Consider the following 25,223-nt stretch of genomic DNA (forward strand, 5'->3'; position numbering starts at 1 on the left):
TCCCTTCCTTAGGGAGAGAGATCTTATTTGTCGCCTTGTGCAGTACGTCTCGTTTTGATGTGATAAGAAAAGTTACTATTTCGAACCGTTACTACTAATGTAGAAAAGGAATAACGATGCGTAAAGTTACTCTAGTATTCAGTGCAATTGTGCTCACTTTTGGTTTGAACCGCATGGCACAAGCAAAAATGTTTATGCCTGAGCAAGTTGATTCAGGCGTTTCTGTGGCAGAGTTGGCTCAACGTCATGCTGTGCATTGGGTATCCGTAGCACAGATTAAGCGAAGCCTGCAAAACCAACCCGCAATGGCGGTAGGTTTTGATATCGATGATACCGTACTGTTTTCAAGTCCAGGTTTTTATCGTGGTAAATCGGAGTATTCACCTCATGACAATAGTTATCTGAAAAACCCGGCATTTTGGGAAAAAATGAATAATGAATGGGATAAATTCAGTATACCCAAAAAGATCGGCATTGAATTGGTTCAGATGCACTTGAAGCGGGGGGATGATATTTATTTCATTACAGCCCGGACAAAAACTAAGACAGAAGCGGTGACCAAATACTTACAGGAAGACTTACATATTCCGGCCGATAAAATGAATGCCGTTATTTTCGCGGGAGATGAAGCAGGTAAAAATAACAAAGTCAGTTGGATGAGAGAGCATAAATTGAAGATTTATTATGGCGATGCAGATACTGATATTGCCGCCGCCCGTGAATTGAATATTCGAGGTATTCGTATCTTGAGAGCATCAAACTCTTCTTATCAGCCCCTGCCTAAAGCTGGCCGCTTTGGAGAAGAAGTCGCCATTAATTCGGAGTATTAATCTTAAAATTCAACATAATATACTCTGATTAAAGGCACTAAAGGTGCCTTTTCCTTTTTTAAGTCATAATAATTTAAATTATACCAATCCAACTTCAAGATGCGTGTTATATTTCCCCGCGAAGCGGGGAAATATAAGGCCTCGCGTCGTCTTGCGGATTGCAACTTGAAGTCTATCGCGTATATTATGATGAAAATTTTATTTTTCTTAGATTTTATTTTACCTGTTGAGATCAACTTTGATTAGGTAAGCACTCTATCTTAAGTGGAAATTATGTATATAATTAGCAGTATTCTTTCTGATAAAATAGGTCTGCGGATAATTATAATAAATCATTGGATAGCTGCATATCTAATAAGGTGAGGAGAGCTATTATGGTGAAGAACACGGTCAGGTTACTGAAAGTTTCTTTTATCTGTAGCACATTGGCGGTATCAGAAGGAACTATTGCAAATCAACAAGATGGACTGTTATCAAATGGTGTGCAACCCAAAAAAGAAGGCTCTGTTATTCTGATTGATAAGATAACTCCTAGTTCTCCGGTGAATTCTATTGATGAAAATAGAAAACAGTTACAAACTTGGTTACCACAACAAGTAAAACCGATATTTTTTGATCGTTTGACAAGTTTATATGCTAACAATAAAATGCAACCATTGTGGTCAGATAATAAAGCTATTAAGCAATTTGAAGAGCAATTAGTTGAAATGTCGCTAGCTGGTTTTCAACCTCAATTCGAAAAATGGCTGATACAACTTCATTCTCCTGAATTAAGTGAAATGGGGCGTGATGTTATCTTATCTGATGCGTTGTTAGGTTATCTCCATTTTATTAATAATGTTGATAAAAAAGGGAATTTATGGTTATATAGCAAATCCCCTTATAAGCTTGAATTACCTCCGTCCTCTTTAATTAATACATGGCAACAGCATATCAATAGCAATAGTATTTTTTCTTATATTATGCGTTTATCTCCGGATCATCCCATGTATGAAAATATGCGTAAGGAGATGCGGTCCCAATTGGCTGATCAACGGCCATGGACTGAGTTTTCATTTAAAAGAACATTAAGGCCAGGACAAAGTAGTGAAAGTGTTATTGCATTAAGGAAAATATTGGCTCGTTCAGGGATATTGGATTTATCTGCTGCCAAATCCGATAGTAGGGTTTATGATAAAGAATTAACAGCGGCTATAAAACATTTTCAAGCCTTACATGGGTTATCCGCCGATGGGGTTATCGGTAAATCCACTAAAGCATGGTTAAATACGACCCCACAAATTCGCGCTCGTATTATGGCCTTAAATATCCAACGATTACGAATTATTCCCGGAGATATTCCTACAGGTATTTTAGTTAATATCCCTGATTACTCACTATTCTATTATCTGGATGGCAAAGAAGTATTGAATTCTAAAGTCGTTGTCGGGCGTCCCAGCCGAAAAACACCTATCATGAGTAGTGAATTAAATAATGTGGTGATCAATCCTCCGTGGAATGTACCCATCAGCATGACCCGAAAAGATATTGCACCAAGGGCGATGCGTGATTCAAGTTATTTTCGTACGCGTGGTTATACGGTATTTTCCAGTTGGAGCAATGACGCTAAAGTTATCGATCCTTCTTCTATTAACTGGGGCGTAATAACACCGAGTAATTTCCCTTATCGTATTAGGCAAGCACCAGGCCCAACTAATTCATTGGGGCGTTTTAAATTTAATATGCCAAATTCAGAAGCCATTTATTTGCATGATACACCTAATCAGGCGTCTTTCAGCCGAGAAATGCGAGCGGTTAGTTCTGGTTGCGTGCGTGTTAATAAAGCACCTGAATTGGCTAATATGTTGCTGGGAGGTGCGGGTTGGGATAAAACTAAAGTTAATAGTTCATTGAAAACATGGTCAACAAAATATGTTAATATTCCTAAAAGAATTTCTGTGTTTCTCTATTATCAAACAGCGTGGGTTGATGAGGGAGGGAAACCTCAATACCGAGATGATATCTATGATTATGATATGAATGCAAGGCAGCATTCAGCATCACTTTACAAGATCTTGGTAGCCAGGAATGATTTATAATTTCTTCCGTTACCAATAAGACTTAAAGAAATAAAATTGGTGTGGATGTCTATATTGTAAACAGAGAAGAAAAAAATGTTTTCTTCTCTGTTATCTTTTATACTCGATAAACTGCAAGTTGCAATCCGCAAGATGACGCGAGGCCTTATATTTCCCCGCTACACGGAGAAATATAACACGCATCTTGAAGTGTGATTGGTATATTATTCATTATTTTAAAAGTGTTTTCTATTGTGGTTTGTTTCTAATGAGTGGTTTTTTATTGATTACAATTCTAATATTATTTCAATTATGTTAGGTAGATCACAATAATAAGGCGGTAAATTTACAGTAAAATACAAAATGATTGAAACTATTTTTTACTTTCTGATGTCTTACTAGACAATTAAGTTGAGTTATAAATGCATTTAGACAGTATTAATACATTAAAGAATAGCAGGGCATATTATCCATGAATAACATTGACCACGATCGCCGAAAGTGGCTCGGTATAAGTGTGGCCGCATTGGGATTAAGTTTATTACCTCAATCGGTTTCGGCTGCATTAACAACACCACGTCCTCGAATTTTACGTTTTGATAACCTGCATACCGGAGAAACACTCAAAGCCGAATTCTTTGATGGTCATCGGTATAATAAATCAGAATTGGCTCGCCTGAACTATTTATTCCGCGATTTTCGACAAAATAAGGTTAAAACCATTGACCCGAAATTATTTGATCAAATTTATTTATTGCAAATGCTGATGGGAATAAATAAACCTGTTCAATTAGTTTCTGGTTATCGATCCTTGGAAACAAATAATATGTTGCGTCACGCCAGTGGTGGCGTGGCAAAACATAGTTATCATACCCGTGGACAAGCCATGGATTTCCATATTGATGGTATTCATCTCACACATATTCGTAAGGCGGCACTGAAAATGCGGGCAGGGGGAGTAGGGTTTTATCCAAAGAGTAATTTTATTCATCTTGATACAGGCCCGGTCAGGACGTGGTAATCTTATTACCAACAATGAGTCTTGATTGTGGAGTGAAACAGTATGATGAAATACCACATTATCCCCGTCACAAGGGCGATGCAAAATTGTACATTGATTTGGTGTGAAGAAACTCAGGAAGCAGCGATTGTTGATCCTGGTGGTAATGCCGAACAGCTTATTGCCGAGATAGAGCGCCGTGGGCTGAAACTTACCCAAATTTTGCTGACCCATGGTCACTATGATCATGTCGGTGCTACGGTTGAAGTCGCGCAGCATTTTGGCGTGCCTGTTTATGGGCCACATAAGGGAGATGCTTTTTGGATAGAAGGCCTGGAAATTCAATGCCAAATGTTTGGTGTTGAACCATGCCCCTCTTTTACGCCCGATCGCTGGCTAGATGAAGGAGATACACTAAAAATTGGCAGTATTGAGTTATCCGTTTTGCACTGTCCGGGGCATACACCGGGGCATATTATCCTTGCTAACCATACCGATAATATCATCTCAATGGGAGATGTATTGTTTAAGGGGAGTATTGGCCGCACTGATTTTCCGGGTGGAAGCTATGATGAATTGATTCAATCTATTAAGAAAAAAGTATTACCATTGGGGGACGAGTATCAATTCATACCTGGTCACGGTCCGATGTCAACTTTAGGACATGAGCGGAAAACCAATCCATTCTTACAGGATTAATCACAAACGTTTTTCTTGCCGTAAGATAGTGTGAAGAAGATAAAGCCGCTTTGTCAGCGGCTTTTGAGAAACTCAGAGTACTGCAACGATAGCTTCACACAGAGGAACCATATTCTCCAGCGTCAGACCCGCTACGTTGATACGGCCAGAGCTAACCGCGTAAATACCATATTCTTCACGCAGACGCTCAACTTGTTCTTTAGTCAATCCGCTGAATGAGAACATACCATTTTGAGCGCTAATAAAGCTAAAGTCTTGCTTTGCACCTTTTTCTTGTAAGGTGTTTACAAACAGTTGGCGCATGCGTTTAATGCGTTCACGCATTGTTGCCAATTCCTGAATCCATTCGGCTTTCAGATCATCATTGGACAGAATGGTTGTCACAACGGAAGCACCGTGCGCTGGCGGGTTAGAGTAGTTGGTACGTACAATGGATTTTGCCTGGCTGAATGCTTTTTCGGCGGTATCGCTGTCTGCTGCAACAATGGTGCAAGCTCCGACACGTTCATTGTACAGACCAAAGTTTTTGGAATAAGAGCTGGCAACGATCAGTTCATTGTGGTTTCTGGTAAAGATACGCAGGCCTTCTGCGTCTTCATCCAATCCTTTGGCAAAGCCCTGGTAAGCAAAGTCGAATACGGGCAGCCAGCCATTTGCCGCAGATAAGTCTGCCAGTTTCTGCCACTGTTCAGCGGTTGGATCGATACCCGTTGGGTTATGGCAGCAACCATGCAGTAAAACGACATCGCCGGCTTGTGCTTCCGACAGGCTTACCAGCATGCCATCGAAATCCAAAGCATGATTTTCTGCATCGTAATAGTTGTATTCGCGGGTCTCCAGACCAGCGCTGGAGAAAACGCCTTTGTGGTTTGGCCAGGTTGGGTTACTGATCCAGACACGTTTTGCATTAGTCTGCTTAGCAATAAAATCAGCGGCAATACGCAGTGCGCCGGTTCCGCCTGGGCTTTGTACCGTACGGGCGCGTTTATCAGTGACGATAGGGCTGGTTTTACCGAAAAGCAGTTCCTGAGTGACGTGACCAAATTCAGGTAACCCACTAATTGCCAGATAATTTTTGGTAGTTTCGTTTTCCAGCAGGAACTTCTCTGCTTTTTTAACGGTAGTCAAAACAGGGGTTTTACCGGTTTCGTCTTTGTAGACGCCGATACCTAAATTGATTTTGTTTTCACGGGGATCTGCTTTAAAGCTATCGGCTAAACCAAGAATAGGGTCGGCAGGCGCTACTGTGATTTTTTCAAACATTTTTTTGATTCCAAGACTCGAGAGTTAAGCCCAAAATAAGTGATACGTTGCTCAGGGTAACCTTAAGGAACCTATTTGCCAACCACTTGTAGCGAAAAGAATAAAATCTTGTGAAGTAGTTTACGGAGTGAAAAAAAGAGCCTGAAAAAACAGAGAGGTAAAATGCAAAAAGCAGCGCCGGAGCGCTGCTTTTTCTGAGATAGACTTATTAGCTTTTCGCTAAATAGTTTATCAACAGTAATTAGAACTGATAAGTCAGACCAACACCGAATACGTTACGAGCGTTTGTATCGCCTTTTTCGTTTTTGTCTAACAGGTTGATTTTGTAATCAACGTAGGTAGACAGGTTTTTGTTAAAGTAGTAGTAAGTACCTACAGAAACGTATTTAACCAGATCAGCGTTGTAACCTTTGTTACCGTCGTTACGTTCCAGATCCTTACCTTTGGATTGAACGTAAGCCAGAGATGGTTTCAGGCCTAAGTCAGAGAACAGATATTGTGCAGTCAGTTCAATGTTTTGAGTTTTGTTAGCGATACCGCTAAAGCGATCCACTAAGCCACGGTTGTGTTCATGACCACCTTTACCTGAAGTCATGTTACGGGTTTCGCCGTACATTGCTGCCAGGTAGACATTGTTAGCATCGTATTTAGCACCGATGTTCCATGCTTCAGCACGTTCACCGTGGGCAGCAGTTTTAACCCAGTCACCGTTTGCACGAGTAGAATTAGCGTAAGAAGCACCAACAGTGATACCGTAACCTACGTTATAGGTAGTCGCCAAACCATAGCCATCGCCGTTTGCAGTACCGTTGTTATTATCGTCTTTATCAGTCCCACTGCGATCATTCTTGGTGCGCTTGCTGTTTTGACCTTGGTATTGCAGGGCAAAGTTCAGGCCGTCAACCAGACCGAAGAAATCAGTGTTACGGTAAGTCAACAGACCAGTAGCACGGCCAGTCATGTAGTTATCAGTGTGAGACATGGAGTCACCACCAAAGATTGGCAGTACGTCAGTCCATGCGTTGATATCATAGTTCACGCCGTAGTTACGGCCATAATCCAGTGAGCCGTAGTTAGCGAATTTCAAACCCGCGAAAGCCAGACGAGTTTTAGTTGCTTGATTACTGTCAGCTTCTTTGCCGCTAGCGTTCATGTTGTATTCCCAGCGACCAAAACCAGTCAGTTGGTCAGTAATCTGAGTTTCGCCTTTGATACCGATACGAACATAAGAATCGTCGCCATCTTCGCGGCTTCTTTCATCAGCGATCTGGTGACGAACGTCTACTTTACCGTAAAAATCCAGTTTGTTGCCGTCTTTATTAAAAATTTCAGCTGCGTTTGCTGTACCAGCAGCCAGCAGAGCTGGAATTACCACTGCAAGAATATTGCGTTTCATTATTATTACCCTCATTGGTGTTATCTAGACACCTGCCACTGCCAGAAATAGAACACTAAAAAATTTTGGAACTATTTGTGGGTATCGAGTGTCTTATTAGTCGGCGACCAGTGTTCCATTGGTAATGAATTTTATCTACCCTCAAAATGCTACAAAAGCACAGAATCAGTAACAAATTGAAAATAGATGTTTCAAAATGTAAATATCAGGGAACTTTTTTAGTGTGCTTTTCGCTATAAAATAAAAAAAGCCAACTTTCGCTGGCTTTTCATGGGATTGATTTTTAGCTTATTTATTGAGCTTATTCATTAGAAACTTGCGTTTCTTGGTGTCCGTGGGAATGGGATAACATCACGAACGTTGGAGACGCCAGTAACATAAGCGACCAGCCGTTCGAAGCCCAAACCGAAACCGGCATGAGGAACGGTGCCGTAACGGCGCAGATCGCGATACCACCAGTAGTCTTCTTTATTTAGTCCCATTTCTTCCATACGTTGATCCAGCCTATCCAGACGCTCTTCACGCTGGGAACCACCGATGATTTCACCGATGCCTGGCGCTAATACATCCATTGCTGCAACAGTTTTACCATCGTCATTCATGCGCATATAGAAGGCTTTAATGTCTTTTGGATAGTTTTTCATGATCACTGGCGCGTTGAAATGTTTTTCTGCCAGATAACGCTCATGCTCTGATGACAAATCCACACCCCAGAAAACCGGGTTTTCAAATTCCTGACCACAATTTTCCAGAATTTCTATCGCATCGGTGTAGTCCAACTGAACGAAATCTGAATCAACAAATTTTTCCAGACGGGTGATAACTTCGCTGTCAACTCGTTCTGCAAAGAAGGCCAGATCATCAGCACGTTCTTCTAATGCGGCCCTGAAAACATATTTCAGCATGTCTTCAGAGAGCCTGGCAATATCATTCAGATCGGCAAAAGCCACTTCGGGTTCAACCATCCAGAATTCTGCCAAGTGACGGCTGGTATTGGAATTTTCTGCGCGAAAAGTGGGTCCGAAGGTATAGATTTTGCTCAATGCACAAGCATAAGCTTCGCCGTTTAACTGACCGGATACAGTAAGGAAAGCTTCACGGCCGAAGAAATCCTGGCTGAAATCCACTTCGCCTTTATCTGTGCGGGGCAAGTTTTGCAAATCCAACGTGGAAACGCGGAACATTTCGCCAGCGCCTTCTGTATCTGATGCGGTGATCAGCGGGGAAGATACCCAGAAGAAGCCTTTTTCATGGAAGAAACGATGCAGGGCCTGAGCCAGCGTATGGCGAACACGGGCAACGGCACCGATCAAATTGGTGCGTGGGCGAAGATGAGCCACTTCGCGCAGGTATTCAATACTGTGGCGTTTAGCCGCCATTGGGTAAGTATCAGGATCATCAACCATGCCAACAACAACGACTTTAGTGGCCTGCAATTCAAAATCCTGACCTTTACCTTGCGATTCCACCACCGTACCGGTGATTTCGACAGAACAGCCCGTGGTTAAATGTAATATTTCATCCTGATAATTAGGTAAATTATTATTAACGACGGCCTGTAATGGATTAAAGCAGGAACCGTCATAGACGGCGAGGAACGAGATACCAGCTTTAGAATCTCTCCTTGTACGTATCCAACCGCGAACGGTGACTTCGTTGTCAACCGGAACCCGGCCTTGCAGTACATCGACTACAGGCGCTACGCTCATAAATTTCTCTCTTTTGTATATAGTGGATTAATAACTAGATAGATTTACCAAATACTCCCTTAATCAGGGAGCAGATCGCCTATCTTACTTGTCATCTCTCAGGAAACAAGAGGAAATTGCGGGTCTTAATGGGGAAACAGAGGGAAAAGTTGTTTTTTTATTTGCGTAACCCGCATGAAGCCGGTTACGCAAAAGATAATCAGACAGGTTATGCCGTTTTTCTATACCATTTTCTCTATATAGGGAATGTCGAACGCCCGACGTAACCTGTTGACAAACTCATCATCTTCACAGATGGTTTTTCCGGGGCTATCCGACAGTTTTGCCACGGGTTTACCATTGCATTCAACCAATTTGATAACAATATTCAGTGGCTTTATGCCCGGAATATTACAAGTCAGTCGTGTGCCAATGCCGAAAACAACATTAACTCTCTTATGGAAATGGTGATACAGCGCCAGTGCTTTTTGCAGATCCAAACTGTCAGAGAACACCAGGGTTTTCGTCTTTGGATCGATACCCAATGATTGGTAATGTGCTATGGCTTTTTCACCCCATTCAATGGGATCACCTGAGTCATGACGCAGGCCTTGGTAGGCTGTTGCTAATGGTTTGTCAAAATCTCGCAGAAAAGCATCCATGGTAATACAGTCAGTCAGGGCGATGCCTAACTGGTTTGGATACTCATTCAGCCAGGTTTGGAGTGCTGCTCTCTGGCTATTGGCAAGTTCCGGGCTAATTTGTTGGTGGGCCTGAAACCATTCATGGGCCTGTGTACCGAGAGGCGGAAGATCAAGCTGTTCTGCCAGTTGATAATTACTGGTTCCAATCAAATAAGGAAAACTATTTTTCAGCTCATTGATAATGGCATACTGCACTGCGTGTGAAAAACGACGGCGAGTACCAAAATCCATTAATTTAAAACCGGATAGGTCGATATTTTTTTCCGCAGCGTCTTTATAAAACAGCTCTACCAGTTTTCTCAGCTGAATAACGGCATCTTCCGGCGTTATTTCAGGTGAGTGATGACGATGAACCAATTCGCTGATCAGGGCAAGCAGAGGCACTTCCCACAAGATAACTTCGTGCCATAAACCGGAAATGCGGATGGCTAATTGCCCTTCATGGGTAACAGAAACTTCGACTTGTTCAGGATTAAAGCGGAATGTTTTGCACCAGTTCAGGTAATCCTCTTTGAAGAACGGAAGGCGAGAAAGATAATCGACTTCGTATTCTGTCAATGTTAAGTCTGCCATCATGTCAATTTGATGACGTAATGGCTCGGCGTATTCTCCGAGCCGTTCATCACCACGGCAACGAAATTCTGCAACAACAGGAATATTGTTGTAATGGTGGTACACTGCTTGCTGCATGTGAAACTTATAGGCATCTGTATCAAGCAGTGATTTGATAATCGGGGTAGCGTCTAAAGTCATGGCGCGTCAGGCATCCTCGCGGAGCATATTCGTGTCAGCTAAATCGATAAAGTCGGGAGAGTATACCGTGATTATTGGGTTATTAAAGCCATATAACTGCATATATTTTCCCGAATCTAAAGATTAAGGTTAATCCATTTAGAGATAATATCATGTTAAATGAGATATGAGATGACAATTAGCACGAAAGTACTAATATGCTGACACATTGTTTATACCTTTATTTAATAAGTTATTAACATCTAAAAAAGAGACTTATTGATTGAAAGGAAAGTTTCTCTATGGCAGCGTTTATGCTTGTTAAAAATAATGGAAAAGGTTCCCTATGACACAACAGCGACTCGTTAAACACCGTCTGGATTATAAAACACCAGATTACACAATTACTCACATTGATCTCGATTTTGAACTGGATGCTGAAAAAGCAACGGTGACGGCAATCAGTCAGGTAAAACGTCAGGTCAATGGCATTACCCCACTGGTTTTGGATGGAGAAAATCTCACGTTAAAAGGCATCTATATCGATGATAAAGCGTGGGAGCATTATCAGGAACAGGATGGAAAGCTGCGGATTGAACAACTTCCAGCCCGGTTTATTCTGAAAATTGTGAATGAAATTAATCCGGCCGCAAATACCGCCCTTGAAGGGTTGTATGTATCTGGCGATGCTTTGTGTACCCAGTGTGAGTCCGAAGGATTCCGGCACATCACGTATTATTTGGATCGTCCAGATGTTCTGGCGTGTTTTACTACTCGCGTTACTGCGGATAAATCCAAATATCCATTCCTGCTTTCCAATGGTAACCGTATTGAACAAGGGGAGCTGGCAGACGGGCGCCATTGGGTAAAATGGCAGGACCCATTCCCAAAACCTGCTTACTTGTTCACATTGGTTGCAGGGGATTTTGATGTCCTGCGTGACACGTTTGTGACCCGCAGTGGCCGTGAGGTTGCACTGGAGCTGTTTGTTGATCGAGGTAACCTGGATCGCGCTGACTGGGCCATGACATCGTTGAAAAATTCGATGAAATGGGATGAAACCCGCTTTGGTCTGGAGTATGACCTTGATATCTATATGATCGTCGCTGTTGATTTCTTTAATATGGGGGCGATGGAGAACAAGGGATTGAACATCTTCAATTCCAAATATGTTCTGGCAAAAACGGAAACGGCGACTGATGAAGACTATCTCGCCATTGAAGCGGTGATCGGGCATGAATATTTCCATAACTGGACTGGAAACCGCATTACCTGTCGTGACTGGTTCCAGTTAAGCCTGAAAGAGGGGCTGACAGTATTCCGTGATCAGGAATTCAGCTCTGATCTGGGTTCACGTTCGGTTAACCGTATTAAGAATGTGCGTGTTATGCGTTCTGCACAATTTGCCGAAGATGCCGGCCCTATGGCTCACCCTATCCGTCCTGATCAGGTGATGGAAATGAATAATTTCTATACGTTGACCGTCTATGAAAAAGGCGCAGAAGTGATTCGGATGATCCACACTTTATTGGGTGAAGAACAATTTCAGGCGGGTATGCAGCTTTATATCCATCGTCATGATGGTAGCGCTGCCACCTGTGATGATTTTGTCCAGGCGATGGAAGACGCTTCAAACGTCGATTTGACTCTCTTCCGTCGTTGGTATAGCCAATCCGGGACACCGGTGCTGACTGTCCGTGATGAATACGATGCAGAAAAGCAACAATATATTTTGCATGTCAGTCAAATGACATCACCAACGGCAGATCAGAAAGAGAAACAACCGCTGCACATTCCTCTGGATATTGAACTTTATGATGAACAAGGAAGAGTGATCCCGCTGCGTCGTAATGGTCAGCCTGTGCATCATGTTCTAAATGTTATTAATGCAGAACAATCATTTGTCTTTGATGAAGTTGCATCACGGCCTGTTCCTTCTTTATTGCGTGAGTTTTCAGCACCGGTGAAATTGGATTATCCATACAGTGATGAGCAGCTTTCATTTTTAATGAAACATGCGCGTAATGAGTTTTCCCGTTGGGATGCAGCGCAGGCATTGCTAACCAACTATGTGAAGCTGAATGTTGTCCGCCACCAAAAATCTCTGCCACTGGAATTGCCAATGCATGTCATTGATGCTTTCCGTGCTGTATTGTTGGATAAAGAGATCGATCCGGCTCTGGCCGCATTGATCTTGACCCTGCCATCTGAAAATGAAGTGGCAGAACTATTTACGGTAGTAGATCCGAAAGCTATCCATGATGTCATTCGTGCCATGACAAAGGCACTGGCTAATGAAATGGCGGATGAGTTTTCTGCGGTTTATCACAGTCTCCAGACAGGCGCATACCGTGTAGAGCATAAGGATATTGCGAAACGTGACTTGCGTAATACCAGCCTCTATTATCTGGCCTTTATTGATACCAAAGAGTTGGCCGATAAATTAGTGGCGGCGCAATATTATCACGCTGATAACATGACTGACAGTATCGCTGCCTTATCTGCGGCTGTATCGGCTGAATTGCCTTGCAGTTATCAATTAATGGATGAATTTGATCAGCGTTGGCATCAGAATGGTTTGGTCATGGATAAATGGTTCAGGCTGCAAGCCACCAATCCAGCCTTCGATGTACTTGAGAAAGTGCGTGACTTGATGAAACATCGTTCTTTCAGTTTGAGCAATCCAAACCGTGTTTATTCACTGCTGAGAATATTCTTTAGCAAAAATGCCGTCGCCTTCCATGCTGACGATGGCCGTGGTTATCAATTCTTGGTGGAAATGCTAACCGAACTGAATAACCTAAATCCGCAAGTCGCATCACATTTGATTGATCCATTGATTCGTCTGAAACGTTACGATGAGAAACGTCAGGCTTTGATGCGTGCGGCATTGGAGCAGTTGAAAGACATAGAAAACTTATCTGGTGATCTGTTCGAAAAGATTACCAAGGCGCTTGAAAGTTAATATGTAACATATTCTTTCGATCATTGCCGGAAATGAGATTGCTAACAAACCCCGTTGTTGTTTTAAGCGGGGTTTGTTTTTGCCTGCCCGCTTATTATAGAGAGGGCTTTTTTGTTGACTCATATAATGGTAAATTAACGCTCTCTTCCTGCTACAACAACGCAGCAATTATATATGTATGAGATTGCGTATAATTCAAAATGCACCACTGACAATTCTCACGTAAAAACAATCATAAAGAACAATAGGTTAATTTAAATGTATTACTCTCTAGTACGGAAGGCATTGTTCCAGCTTGATCCTGAACAGGCACATGAGCTGACTTTCCGCCAACTCAAACGTGTTGCCGGTACTCCTTTCGAATTTCTTATCCGCCAGTCAGTTGCCACTAAGCCCGTTACTTGTATGGGATTGTCCTTCAAAAATCCACTGGGTTTAGCCGCGGGTCTTGATAAAAACGGTGATTGCATTGATGCGTTTGGAGCAATGGGTTTTGGGTTTGTTGAAGTTGGTACAGTAACACCGCGCCCGCAAGCTGGAAATGATAAGCCAAGATTATTCCGGGTGGTTGAAGCGGAAGGGATCATCAACCGGATGGGGTTTAATAACCTTGGGGTAGATAATCTGGTTGAGAATGTTAAACGCGCAAAATATGACGGAATTATCGGGATCAATATCGGTAAAAATAAAGATACGCCGGTCGAAAATGGAAAAGATGATTATTTAATTTGCATGGATAAAGTTTATCCACATGCAGGTTATATCACTATCAATATTTCTTCTCCTAATACGCCTGGCTTGAGGACATTACAGTACGGTGATGCACTGGATGATCTCCTCTCTGCGATTAAAAATAAGCAAACTGAACTACAACAAAAGTTCCAAAAGTATGTTCCGGTTGCTGTTAAAATCTCTCCCGATCTTACAGAAGAAGAATTAATAAAAATTGCTGATAGTTTAATACGCCATCATATTGATGGAGTGATTGCAACAAATACCACATTAGATAGGAATATTATCGCGGGATTAAATCATTGCCAGCAAGCAGGGGGATTGAGTGGACGCCCTGTGCAGTTGCGTAGCACAGAGATTATCCGTCGTCTTGCTCAAGAATTAAAAGGTGAAATACCGATTATTGGTGTCGGTGGAATTGATTCACTTGTTGCTGCCAGAGAAAAAATGGAAGCAGGTGCTTCATTAATTCAGATATATTCCGGTTTTATCTATAAAGGGCCAAAACTCATCAAAGATATTGTTAATCATATCTGAATATTTGTTGCAATTGGGGGGTGGGGGTTTATTTCTGCCCTCAACTCGTCTATATTTTATCTTATAAATTAAAATTTATCATTTTTTTTAAAATTCTTATTTCGCTGGCAATGTTTATTTTTAACCAAAAAAGCTATTTTAAGCATAAAAGGGTAATCAATGAAAATTAGACCTGATGATCAGTGGCGCTGGTATTTTGATCCTGAGCATAGTCGTGTCATGCTTGATCTCGCTAATGGCATGGTTTTTCGTTCTTGTTTCCCGGCCAAAATGTTGACTGATTATGCTGTTGCAATGAAAGAAATGTCATTCTCAGTCGATGATGCCGCGTTTTTTTACACTTTTGAAGAGCATTTACGTCGTATCAATATGGCTCCTGCGTTTAGAGCTGAATTAGCGTTGAACGGGGTGGTTGCGTTACGTTTTATGAAACCACAAATGCCTAAGAGCTGGTATTTTTCCCATTTTTCTTTGGCAGAGCAACCAGAACACGGTGAAATTATTCAGCTTAAATTACAGGATAGCGGTACTGAGGCGCTGTTCATGGTCGCAGAAGTAGGTGACAATGCCAGCTTGTGTCTACTGGCCCAACAAAAGTTAGAGATGCCCGGTCGTGTCATGAATTTCTGTGATCCCATTAAGGTCATGAATGATCGCATTATGCCCTATGTCGAGCCAACTCAGTCATCGATATATGATAGGGCAATTTAGTGTCATTAGGCTGCTATGTTCATAATATTATTAACTTAAATAAATTACTTCTATCAGCATTATTGATTGTCCTTTATCATTCACCTATATTTATAGCGTCAGTCAATGGAATGTTTTTTCCATAATATATTTCCTGCTTAAAAGCTCAGTAATAAAAATCGGACAGCCAGCTTACTATACTGCCTGATTTAAATGCAAATGCTATCATTATATACCAATCCAACTTCAAGATGCGTGTTATATTTCCCCGCGTAGCGGAGAAATATAAGGCCTCGTGTCGTCTTGCGGATTGCAACTTGAAGTTTATCGAGTATATATTATCAATGTTTAATTTAATTCAATAACTAAATCATTTTGAGGTATACAGCTACATGCCAGAATTTTTCCATTATCCTTAATGGAAGTTGATTTTAGTGGCAATACATCCCCTTCAATCAGGGATACCTTACAGGAGCCACAAATTCCGGCACGACATGAATAGGGAATTTGAATACCTTGATCTTCGAGTTGTTCTAAAATAATTTGCTGATTATTGCCAATAAAACGTTGTCCATTGAATTCAATAGCAACGGACTGTTGAGCTTCTTCCTTTACAAACAAATCGGCTGCGTGTTCACCACTACCATATTCGCGTGGCGTTCTCTTTTCCAAAATGGTGACACGATCCCCAACTCGGATAATGCCGCTATTACGGGCAATGGCATTCTGCCCAAAATCAACCGCACCATTTTCTTTGGCTGTTCTGAAAGACTGTAGTGTCGCCAGTGGCTCACTCTGCGGATTTTTACGGCCTTTTTCCGGGCTGACTGTTGTCAAAATACAGCGGCTGCACGGTTTTGGCAGATCGAAAACAATATCGCCGATTTGGATGGTTTGCCAGCTATCTTCTTCAAAAGGGGTTGCACCTGTGACAATGATATTGGCACGGAATTGCTCCAATTTAATACTGGCAGGACAGCGTTGCTGTAAGGCATGAAAAGAGGCTTCATTAATAATTAAATAGGGAAAACCATCTGCGAATGATAAAGAAATATCGGGGAATTTCTTGACCCGTCGTGTTAGTTCCTCACTGAGCCAGCGTAATTGTACAGGTTTATTAAAGAAGCCACTGAGCCAACTATTCACCCTCTCAGGAGCGACTAACGCGGTAAAATGATTTCCCCAAACTTCAGTGGGGAGGCGCTCCTCTTTAAAATCATCGTAAAGTACAGTGGCGCTTTCTCCGTTTGGTGCCTGCAAGTACAGACCGTTATGGAGCATAGCTGGAGTAAATAGCAGCATCTGTGGATGTTGGCGGGCAGTAATAAAAGTCCCCTCTGTGGTGGTGATCATAAAGTTGCGATCAAACATCAGGCCACTTTCATTGACGAGAGAATGAGAGAGTTGTAATCCACGCATGGATTTGACGGGGTAGGTATAGAGGCGCGACAGAGTTAACATCTATTATCTCCCAAATATTTTTATCTTTGCCAAAGTATTTTTATCTTTATTGTGTCAGCAACTTTAGGACATGTCGAAGGTATTGGCTATAATGTGCCACAATTTTTTTGGTGGTGAACTTTTGTGGTGATTAATAAGATGAACTCTCTCTTTGCCAGCACGGCACGTGGACTGGAAGAACTGTTAAAGAACGAACTGGAAATCCTGGGAGCGCAATCCTGTAGGATTGCCCAGGGTGGGGTTCATTTTCAGGGTGATGATCGGATGATGTATAAAAGTTTGCTGTGGAGCAGACTGGCATCCCGTATCATGATGCCACTTAACGAATTTAAAGTTTATAGTGATTTGGATCTGTATCTTGGTGTCCAGTCCATTGACTGGAGCGAGATTTTCTCAGTTGATAGTACGTTTTCTGTTCATTTCAACGGCACGAACGAGGAGATCAGAAATACACAATATGGCGCATTGAAAGTAAAAGACGCGATTGTCGACAGTTTTATGCGCAAAATAAAACAACGTCCTGATGTTGCTAAACAACAACCTGATGTCCGTATCCAGGTTTTCCTGAATAAAGAGAAAGCCACCGTGTCGCTCGATTTGAGTGGAGATAGCCTGCATATCCGTGGCTACCGTGATCTGGCTGGACAAGCACCACTGAAAGAGAACCTTGCTGCCGCGATTATTTTACGTTCTGGTTGGAATGCAGGAACGCCAATGGTTGACCCAATGTGTGGCTCAGGAACGTTGCTGATAGAAGCGGCCATGATGGCAGCAGATTGCGCCCCCGGCTTGTATCGTAAGCATTGGGGATTCATATCATGGTTGCAATTCAATGAAACAATCTGGCGTGAAGTGACTACAGAAGCACAGGTCCGTTTCCGTAAGGGGCTACAGGAAACGACTTCCCGCTTTTTTGGCATAGATATTGATCGTCGTGTCATGGATATGGCACGTTCAAATGCACGTAGGGCCGGGGTGTCCCAATTGATCCAGTTCCAGCAGGGAGATGCCAGTAAACTGGAAAACCCCCTGCCGGAAGGATCAGAGGGCACGGTATTAAGCAACCCGCCTTATGGAGAACGTCTTGAAAGTGAACCTGCACTGATCGCGCTGCACAGTGTATTGGGTCGCGTGATGAAAGCCCGTTTCCCTGGCTGGCGTTTATCATTGTTTAGTGCTTCGCCTGAATTGTTGGGTTGTTTGCAATTACGCGCAGAGCGTGAATTTAAGGCTAAAAATGGCCCTCTGGATTGTATCCAGAAGAATTATTTCATCCAGAAAAGTGAACAGCTAACGGATAAACCTCAGTCACTGGATATCGGTATCGCGGAAGATTATGCTAACCGTCTGCGTAAAAATGAGAAAAAAATCAGCAAATGGGCCAAGCAGCAAGGTATTGATTGTTATCGTTTATATGATGCGGATTTACCTGAATACAATGTTGCTGTTGATCGCTATGCCGATAAAATCGTTGTGCAAGAATATGCGCCCCCGAAATCTGTGGATGTCAATAAAGCCCGTCAACGCCTGTTTGATGTGATCAGTGCAACAATGAATGTGCTCGGCTTATCATCCAACCAACTGATCCTGAAAACGCGCCAACGTCAGAAAGGCAAAAACCAGTATGAAAAAATGGCTGAGAAGCAAGAATTCTTTTTGGTCAACGAATATGGTGCGAAATTCTGGGTTAACCTGACTGATTATTTAGATACGGGATTATTCCTTGATCACCGTATCGCGCGCAAAAAATTGGGTGAGATGAGCCGAGGCAAGGATTTCCTTAACTTATTTGCCTATACCGGTTCGGCAACAGTTCATGCAGGATTGGGGGGGGCGCGTTCGACAACTACGGTCGATATGTCTCGCACTTATCTTGAATGGGCAGAGAAAAACTTACAGGCTAATGGCTTAACCGGGCATCAGCACCGCTTGATTCAAGCTGATTGCTTAGGATGGTTAGCTCAGACTCGTGAACAATTTGATGTTATCTTTATTGATCCGCCAACATTCTCTAACTCCAAGCGAATGGAAAACACGTTTGACGTTCAGCGTGATCACATCGAATTAATGAAACAATTAAAATGTCTGTTACGTCCGGGTGGAACCTTAATGTTCTCCAATAATAAACGGGGTTTTAAAATGGATTTTGCTGAATTAAATAAGCTAGGTCTGGTTGCAAACGAAATAACAGAAAAGACTTTATCTCAGGATTTTACCCGTAATAATCAGATCCATAACTGCTGGTTGCTGCATCACGTTGGCGAGGGCAAATAACATTATGTCATTGATTAATTTATCCGGTGCTTGGTTATCATTCAGTGATGCGCCGCTGTTGGATAATGCTGAACTGCATATCGAAGAAAACGAAAGAGTCTGTTTGGTTGGGCGCAATGGTGCGGGAAAATCCACATTGTTGCGTGTGTTGGCAAAAGAACAACCATTGGATGATGGTCTGGTGATTTATGAACAAGATCTGATTGTTGCGCGCTTACAGCAAGATCCTCCCCGTGACATAGAAGGTACGGTATTTGATTTTGTTGCGGAAGGGGTAAAAGAGCAGGCTGAATACATTAAAGCGTACCATCATGTTTCGCGTTTGGTAGAAACCGATCCTAGCGAGAAAAATCTCAACCATCTGGCTGAGTTGCAGGAAGTGCTAGATATCCATGGCCTATGGACATTGGATAGCCGGATTAGTGACGTATTAAAACAACTCTCCTTGCCAGCAGAAGCGAAACTCGCTTCATTGTCTGGTGGTTGGTTGCGTAAGGCGGCATTGGGCAGGGCGCTGGTTTGCTCCCCAAAAGTGCTGTTTCTTGATGAACCAACCAACCATCTTGATATTGATACTATTGAATGGCTGGAGAATTTCCTGAAAGACTTCAATGGCAGCCTTGTCTTCATTTCCCATGACCGCTCATTCATTCGCAACATGGCGACACGTATTGTTGATCTGGATCGCGGAAAGCTGACCTCATGGCCGGGAAATTACGATAAATATCTTGATGGAAAAGAAGAGGCGCTGCGGGTTGAAGAGTTGCAGAATGCCGAATTTGACAAAAAACTGGCGCAGGAAGAAGTTTGGATCCGCCAGGGTATTAAAGCACGGCGTACCCGTAATGAAGGCCGGGTAAGGGCATTGAAAGCATTACGTGTGGAACATGCTGAACGCCGCAATGTTATGGGAACGGCGAGAATGCAGGTCGAAGAAGCGACACGTTCCGGTAAGATTGTGTTTGAAATGGAAAATGTGAATTACCAGATTGGTAGTAAAACATTAGTCAAAAATTTTTCGGCTAAAGTCCAACGTGGCGACAAAATTGCGTTAGTGGGACCAAACGGCTGCGGTAAAACGACATTATTGAAATTAATGTTAGGCGATTTATCAGCAGATAGCGGGCGTATTCATTGTGGGACCAAACTTGAAGTGGCTTATTTTGATCAGCATCGTGCCGCACTGGAGCCGGATAAGACCGTTATGGATAACCTCGCTGAAGGTAAGCAGGAAGTCATGGTCAATGGACGTTCCCGCCATGTATTGGGTTATTTGCAGGATTTCCTGTTCCATCCCAAACGCGCGATGACCCCTGTACGCGCGTTGTCTGGTGGTGAGCGCAATCGCTTATTGCTGGCTCGTCTATTCTTGAAACCAAGCAACTTGCTTATTCTTGATGAGCCGACCAATGACCTTGATGTTGAAACATTGGAGTTACTTGAAGAATTAGTTGATAGCTATACCGGAACCGTGATTTTGGTCAGCCATGACCGCCAATTTGTTGATAATTCAGTCACTGAATGCTGGATTTTTGAAGGCAACGGTGAAATCAACAATTATACGGGGGGATATTACGATGCCCAGCAGCAACAGGCACAAACAGTTTCCCTGCGCCAGGCTTCGGAGAAAATAGTTAGTGCTGAAAACAAGGCAGTTAAGCCGAAACAATCACCTAAACGAACAAACAATAAGCTAAGTTACCATTTACTGCGTGAATTAGAACAACTACCATTATTATTAGAGAAATTAGAAGAAGAGATAAATAAATTACAATCTCAGGTCAGTGACCCGGAGTTCTTCAATCAACCCCATGAAATTACGCAAAATGTTCTGAATGAACTGGCAAATAAAGAACAAGAATTGGAAAAAGCGTTTGATCGCTGGCAGGAGTTGGAAATGATGAAAAATGGATAATAGCTGCCGCATAAAAGAAACTTGGGGTTTTTGCTAAAGGAGAAACACTTTGTGTTCCAATAACCACCAGCACGATAAGCTGGTTCTTTGTCCCCAGTGTGACATGCTGGTGGCTGTGCCTGATTTGGAACAAGGGAAAAAGGCGGTTTGTCCACGGTGTCATGCGTTACTGACAGCAAAGTGGCGAGAGCCGCGCAATCAACCAACAGGCTATGCATTAAGCGCATTAATCATGCTTTTTCTCGCTTGCCTGTTTCCTTTTGTTAGCATGAGTGTGGCGGGGATTGTGAGTGAAATAAAGTTGACTCAGATCCCCCAAGTGATGTTCAACGAAGACTATTCCAGCATGGCTGCGCTTTTTTTGGTCTTCGTTCAGCTTGTGCCGACATTTTGTATGGTTGCCATCATCCTCTTATGTCAGAACGCTAAAATGGCGCGCCGCTTGAAAATAGAGTTGGCGCGCATTCTGTTTAAGATGAAAACATGGTGCATGGCAGAAATCTTCCTAGCGGGCGTGTTAGTCAGCTTTGTTAAACTTATGGCACATGGTGAAATCAGTATCGGTCTGAGCTTTTTCCCTTACTGCTTGTTTTGTCTGTTTCAGGTCAGGGCATTTCAGTGCCTTGACAGGCATTGGTTTTGGAATGAAATTGCTCCGGCATCTAAAGTTTGCCATACCTTGCAGGCAGGAAAACCTGGCCTGGTGCAAGGTGTCAGGCTTTGCCAAAGTTGTACCGCCATCTTGCCCGCCCAACAATCCCGGTGCCCGCGATGCCATACCAAAGGGGGGGCGCGCCGCCGCAATAGCCTTCAGTGCACAATGGCACTCCTGATAACATCAGCCATACTTTATATTCCAGCGAATATTTTACCTATCATGGTGACCCAGGCACTGGGACAGCAAATTAATTCCACCATTCTGGAAGGCATTATTTTGCTTTGGGGCTCTGGCTCATATCCTGTTGCAATGGTTATTTTTATTGCCAGTATCATGATACCTTTATTGAAAATGCTGGCTATTGGTTGGTTATGCTGGGATGCAAAAAGTCAGACGAGCCATGATTCCGAAAAGATGCATTTTATTTATGAAATGGTGGAATTTGTTGGGCGTTGGTCAATGATTGATGTATTTGTTATTGCCGTCCTATCCGCGCTGGTTCGCATGGGACAACTGATGAGTATTTATCCTGCCCTGGGCGCAGTCTTGTTTGCCCTGGTTGTTATTTTGACGATGTTTGCATCAATCATGTTCGATCCGCGTTTAACCTGGGACAAAGCCAATCGTAAATTTGAGCGATATAAGAATGAGGAGTTATAAGGTGACGGATAAAGAAGAAGATCTGACTCAGGCCAGAATTCGTAAACTTAAGAGTTGGTCACCTGTATGGATCGTACCAATTATCACTGTGCTGATTGGGGCTTGGATACTGTTTTACCATTTCAGTCATCAGGGACCGGAAGTCACATTGATTACGTCTAATGCTGAAGGTATTGAGGCAGGTAAAACTAAAATTAAAAGCCGCAGTGTTGACGTTGGTGTTGTCGAAAACGTGTCTTTGAGCGAAAACTTGGGGCAAGTTATTATTAAAGCCCGTCTAAATGATGGAATGAGTCGCTTGTTACGCACAGATACTGCTTTCTGGGTTGTGAAACCTCAGATTGGCCGTGAAGGTGTTTCTGGTCTGAGTACATTACTGTCCGGTGTTTTTATCGAATTACAGCCCGGCACACAAGGCGAAGAAGAAAGCCGTTTTTCATTGCTTGATGCCCCCCCGCTTGCTTCCCCTGATGCAAAAGGTATTCGTCTGATCCTGACCAGTGAAAAAGCAGGACGATTAACGCTCGGAGATCCAGTGCTATTTCGGGGATATCGTGTGGGTTCAGTTGAGACAGGCACTTTTGATCCAACATCCCGATTGGTTCGTTACCAAATTTTCGTTAAATCACCTTATGACGCTTTACTGACTACAAATGTCAGATTCTGGAAAGACAGTGGTGTCACATTTGATATGTCATCACAAGGTATACGGGTTGAAGTTACTTCATTATCGACTTTGTTTGGCGGTGGTGTGAGTTTTGATGTACCAAAAGGTTGGGAACTGGGTAATTCAGTGAAGGAAAAAGAGGTCTTTAAACTCTACGATAGCGAGAAAAGTATCCAAAACGCCCTGTATGCAGAACATACAGACTTTTTACTGTTTTTCTCTGATTCTGTGCGTGGCTTACAGCCGGGAGCGCCTGTCGAGTTCCGTGGTATTCGAATAGGAACAGTAGCAAGAGTGCCTTTTTATAGTGAAGATATTAAGCAGCGCATCGACAATGACTTCCGTATTCCTGTATTGATTCATGTAGAGCCTGGACGATTTGTGAAAGAGTTAGGTAATGGATTCAACACAGATAAAGAATTGAAGGAAACTATTGCCAGAGGGTTGAGAGCTACTTTGAAACCGGGCAATTTACTCACAGGTGCGTTGTTTATTGATCTGGACTTTTTCACTAATGAGAAACTCTGGAAAGGCCCATATGAAATCTCAGGTTATAAGATTTTGCCCACAGTAAGTAGTGGCTTGGCGCAAATTCAACAAAAAATCATTACGGTGCTGGATAAGATCAACAGTATGCCGATTGAACCGGTGCTTGTTCAGGCAACACAGACGCTTAAAGAAAGTCAAACAGCAATCAAAACAGCGCAGAAAACAATGGATAAATTAAATCGCGTTCTTGCGAGTAAGGAAGCACAGGAATTACCTAAAGATATACAAAATACATTACATGAGTTGAACCGCAGTATGCAGGGGATCCAGCCAGGCTCACCCGCTTATAGTCAGCTGATGGATAATATGCAACAGTTGGAGCAGGTATTACGTGAATTACAACCTGTTTTAAAGACGCTCAATAACAAGAGCAATGCATTGGTATTTGAAGCTGAAGCGATAAAAGATCCTGAACCCAAAAAGGCACCTGACTGATGAAAAAATTGATTTCAAAATTGGCATTTTTTATTTCCGCCAGTATGTTTATTGTTGGAAGTGGGCTGATTGCAGGATGCAGCGATAGCCAGCCACAAAAAACATATTATCAGTTACCGGACCTGGCTAACTTGGTATCGCAGGAAGGCAAATTAGGGGCTAAACATGAACGGCAGTTGTGGATAAAAAGGGTTAACCTTTCTGACTACCTTGCCGCTCCAGGAATTGTGTATCAGACAGGGGAGGTGAGCTATATCAATGCATCGAACCATTTATGGGCTAGCCCATTGCAGCAACAGTTACAACAAGTATTGATTTCAGAACTGAGCGCAGCATTTCCATATCGTTTGGTTTCTCAGCAGGAATTAGAAAAAGACGCAGATGCGCTGGATATCACGATAACTGCTTTTCACGGGCGCTATGATGGTCAGGTATTGATTGAAGGCTATTGGATATTGTCTAACCCATACAGCGTGATAAGGCGGTCATTCAGTCTTAAGTTGAAGCAGGAAAAAGATGGCTACGCTGAATTAGTGCTTACATTAGCTAAGGGTTACAACCAGTTAGGCAAATCCATTGCCCGGCAACTCTCTTTGCAACGTTAACCGAGTATGCATAGGGGGATGGTGCCAGGCACAAGAAGATCGTATGTGGGTTAATCAAAAAGACGAAGCACCTCCGTAGTCGCGGAGGTGCTCAGAGAGGCTATCATTCATTAAAAGGCACTAGTATCCTTAAACAAGCCTACTTTCAAATCAGTTGCAGTATAAATCAGTTTGCCATCGACCAGAACTTCACCATCAGCCAGGCCCATAATTAATTTGCGATTAATGACACGCTTGAGATTAATGCGATAGGTCACTTTTTTGGCTGTTGGTAATACCTGACCCGTAAATTTGACTTCCCCAACGCCGAGTGCACGGCCTTTACCTTCTCCACCGATCCAGCCCAGGAAGAAACCGACAAGCTGCCACATGGCATCAAGGCCAAGGCAGCCGGGCATGACAGGATCATTAACAAAATGACAATCGAAAAACCACAGCTCAGGGTTAATATCGAGTTCAGCCTCGATATACCCCTTATTGTAAATCCCGCCGGTTTCTGTCATTTTCGTGACGCGATCCATCATCAGCATATTGCCAGAAGGCAGTGGTGGCCCATTTTCACCAAACAATTTACCCTGCCCAGAGGCTTGAAGTTCTTCTTTCGTGTAGGACTCTTGTTTTTTAAACATATTCACAGATAGCCTTATAATCGTGTAGGGCTAGAGAGTAGCGTACACTTGTACGCTCAACAACTCCGATCAGATAG

At 42.8% G+C, this 25,223-nt stretch carries 18 protein-coding genes; 12 read left to right on the plus strand and 6 right to left on the minus strand.

Annotation, left to right across the window (positions count from 1 at the left end):
• Positions 1–116: 116 nt before the first annotated feature.
• From aphA to ABLA76_RS04655, 4 genes are all read left to right on the plus strand, one after another.
• On the plus strand, positions 117–830 hold the full coding sequence (gene aphA, locus ABLA76_RS04640; protein WP_348987042.1) for an acid phosphatase AphA: 714 nt from the start codon (positions 117–119) through the stop codon (positions 828–830).
• A gap of 374 nt (positions 831–1,204) precedes the next feature.
• Positions 1,205–2,908 carry a L,D-transpeptidase gene (gene ldtD, locus ABLA76_RS04645; RefSeq protein WP_348987074.1) on the plus strand — a complete coding sequence of 568 codons (1,704 nt, stop codon included), beginning with the start codon at positions 1,205–1,207 and terminating at the stop codon, positions 2,906–2,908.
• 451 nt (positions 2,909–3,359) lie between these two features.
• On the plus strand, positions 3,360–3,908 hold the full coding sequence (locus tag ABLA76_RS04650) for a YcbK family protein (RefSeq protein WP_348987043.1): 549 nt from the start codon (positions 3,360–3,362) through the stop codon (positions 3,906–3,908).
• A gap of 45 nt (positions 3,909–3,953) precedes the next feature.
• Positions 3,954–4,586: an MBL fold metallo-hydrolase gene (locus tag ABLA76_RS04655; RefSeq protein ID WP_348987075.1), complete on the plus strand. Its 633-nt coding sequence runs from the start codon at positions 3,954–3,956 to the stop codon at positions 4,584–4,586.
• Positions 4,587–4,658: 72 nt separating this feature from the next.
• Here the strand turns inward: ABLA76_RS04655 and ABLA76_RS04660 are convergent, their stop codons facing one another.
• The 4 genes from ABLA76_RS04660 to pncB all read right to left on the minus strand — a co-directional run bounded on the left by ABLA76_RS04660 (position 4,659) and on the right by pncB (position 10,390).
• Positions 4,659–5,849: an amino acid aminotransferase gene (locus ABLA76_RS04660; protein WP_348987044.1), complete on the minus strand. Its 1,191-nt coding sequence runs from the start codon at positions 5,847–5,849 to the stop codon at positions 4,659–4,661.
• A 241-nt stretch (positions 5,850–6,090) separates the two neighbouring features.
• Positions 6,091–7,245, minus strand: coding sequence for a porin (locus ABLA76_RS04665; protein ID WP_348987045.1), 1,155 nt, complete (start codon positions 7,243–7,245; stop codon positions 6,091–6,093).
• A 308-nt stretch (positions 7,246–7,553) separates the two neighbouring features.
• Positions 7,554–8,954 carry an asparagine--tRNA ligase gene (asnS, locus tag ABLA76_RS04670; protein ID WP_348987046.1) on the minus strand — a complete coding sequence of 467 codons (1,401 nt, stop codon included), beginning with the start codon at positions 8,952–8,954 and terminating at the stop codon, positions 7,554–7,556.
• Between the two features lie 221 nt (positions 8,955–9,175).
• A complete protein-coding gene (gene pncB, locus ABLA76_RS04675) occupies positions 9,176–10,390 on the minus strand; it encodes a nicotinate phosphoribosyltransferase (RefSeq protein ID WP_348987047.1) in 1,215 nt (404 codons plus the stop codon).
• 325 nt (positions 10,391–10,715) lie between these two features.
• Here pncB and pepN point away from each other — a divergent pair, with 325 nt between their 5' ends.
• From pepN to ABLA76_RS04690, 3 genes are all read left to right on the plus strand, one after another.
• Complete coding sequence (gene pepN, locus ABLA76_RS04680; RefSeq protein WP_348987048.1) at positions 10,716–13,334, plus strand: aminopeptidase N; 2,619 nt, start codon at positions 10,716–10,718, stop codon at positions 13,332–13,334.
• A gap of 258 nt (positions 13,335–13,592) precedes the next feature.
• Positions 13,593–14,603, plus strand: a complete 1,011-nt coding sequence (pyrD, locus tag ABLA76_RS04685) for a quinone-dependent dihydroorotate dehydrogenase (protein WP_348987049.1) — start codon at positions 13,593–13,595, stop codon at positions 14,601–14,603.
• Between the two features lie 159 nt (positions 14,604–14,762).
• Entirely contained in the window at positions 14,763–15,314 is a 552-nt protein-coding gene (locus ABLA76_RS04690; RefSeq protein WP_348987050.1) for a cell division protein ZapC, read from the plus strand.
• A gap of 327 nt (positions 15,315–15,641) precedes the next feature.
• On the opposite strand, the gene ABLA76_RS04695 is transcribed toward ABLA76_RS04690, so the two are convergent.
• Positions 15,642–16,754, minus strand: coding sequence for a YcbX family protein (locus ABLA76_RS04695; protein ID WP_348987051.1), 1,113 nt, complete (start codon positions 16,752–16,754; stop codon positions 15,642–15,644).
• Positions 16,755–16,892: 138 nt separating this feature from the next.
• Between ABLA76_RS04695 and rlmKL the strand changes: the two genes are divergently transcribed.
• The 5 genes from rlmKL to pqiC are packed head-to-tail and all read left to right on the plus strand — an operon-like array spanning position 16,893 to position 24,517.
• Positions 16,893–19,028, plus strand: a complete 2,136-nt coding sequence (rlmKL, locus tag ABLA76_RS04700; protein WP_348987076.1) for a bifunctional 23S rRNA (guanine(2069)-N(7))-methyltransferase RlmK/23S rRNA (guanine(2445)-N(2))-methyltransferase RlmL — start codon at positions 16,893–16,895, stop codon at positions 19,026–19,028.
• A 4-nt stretch (positions 19,029–19,032) separates the two neighbouring features.
• Positions 19,033–20,943, plus strand: coding sequence for an ABC transporter ATP-binding protein (locus tag ABLA76_RS04705; protein ID WP_348987052.1), 1,911 nt, complete (start codon positions 19,033–19,035; stop codon positions 20,941–20,943).
• A 49-nt stretch (positions 20,944–20,992) separates the two neighbouring features.
• Positions 20,993–22,261, plus strand: a complete 1,269-nt coding sequence (gene pqiA / locus ABLA76_RS04710) for a membrane integrity-associated transporter subunit PqiA (protein ID WP_348987053.1) — start codon at positions 20,993–20,995, stop codon at positions 22,259–22,261.
• Entirely contained in the window at positions 22,248–23,912 is a 1,665-nt protein-coding gene (pqiB, locus tag ABLA76_RS04715) for an intermembrane transport protein PqiB (protein ID WP_348987054.1), read from the plus strand. Before pqiA ends, pqiB begins: the two co-directional genes overlap by 14 nt.
• Entirely contained in the window at positions 23,912–24,517 is a 606-nt protein-coding gene (pqiC, locus tag ABLA76_RS04720; RefSeq protein WP_348987055.1) for a membrane integrity-associated transporter subunit PqiC, read from the plus strand. Before pqiB ends, pqiC begins: the two co-directional genes overlap by 1 nt.
• 110 nt (positions 24,518–24,627) lie before the next feature.
• Here pqiC and fabA read toward each other — a convergent pair whose 3' ends face one another.
• On the minus strand, positions 24,628–25,146 hold the full coding sequence (gene fabA / locus ABLA76_RS04725; RefSeq protein ID WP_047768084.1) for a bifunctional 3-hydroxydecanoyl-ACP dehydratase/trans-2-decenoyl-ACP isomerase: 519 nt from the start codon (positions 25,144–25,146) through the stop codon (positions 24,628–24,630).
• Positions 25,147–25,223: the final 77 nt, after the last annotated feature.

This window comes from Xenorhabdus sp. SGI240, assembly GCF_040081915.1.
GTDB classification, from domain to species: Bacteria; Pseudomonadota; Gammaproteobacteria; order Enterobacterales; family Enterobacteriaceae; genus Xenorhabdus; species Xenorhabdus bakwenae.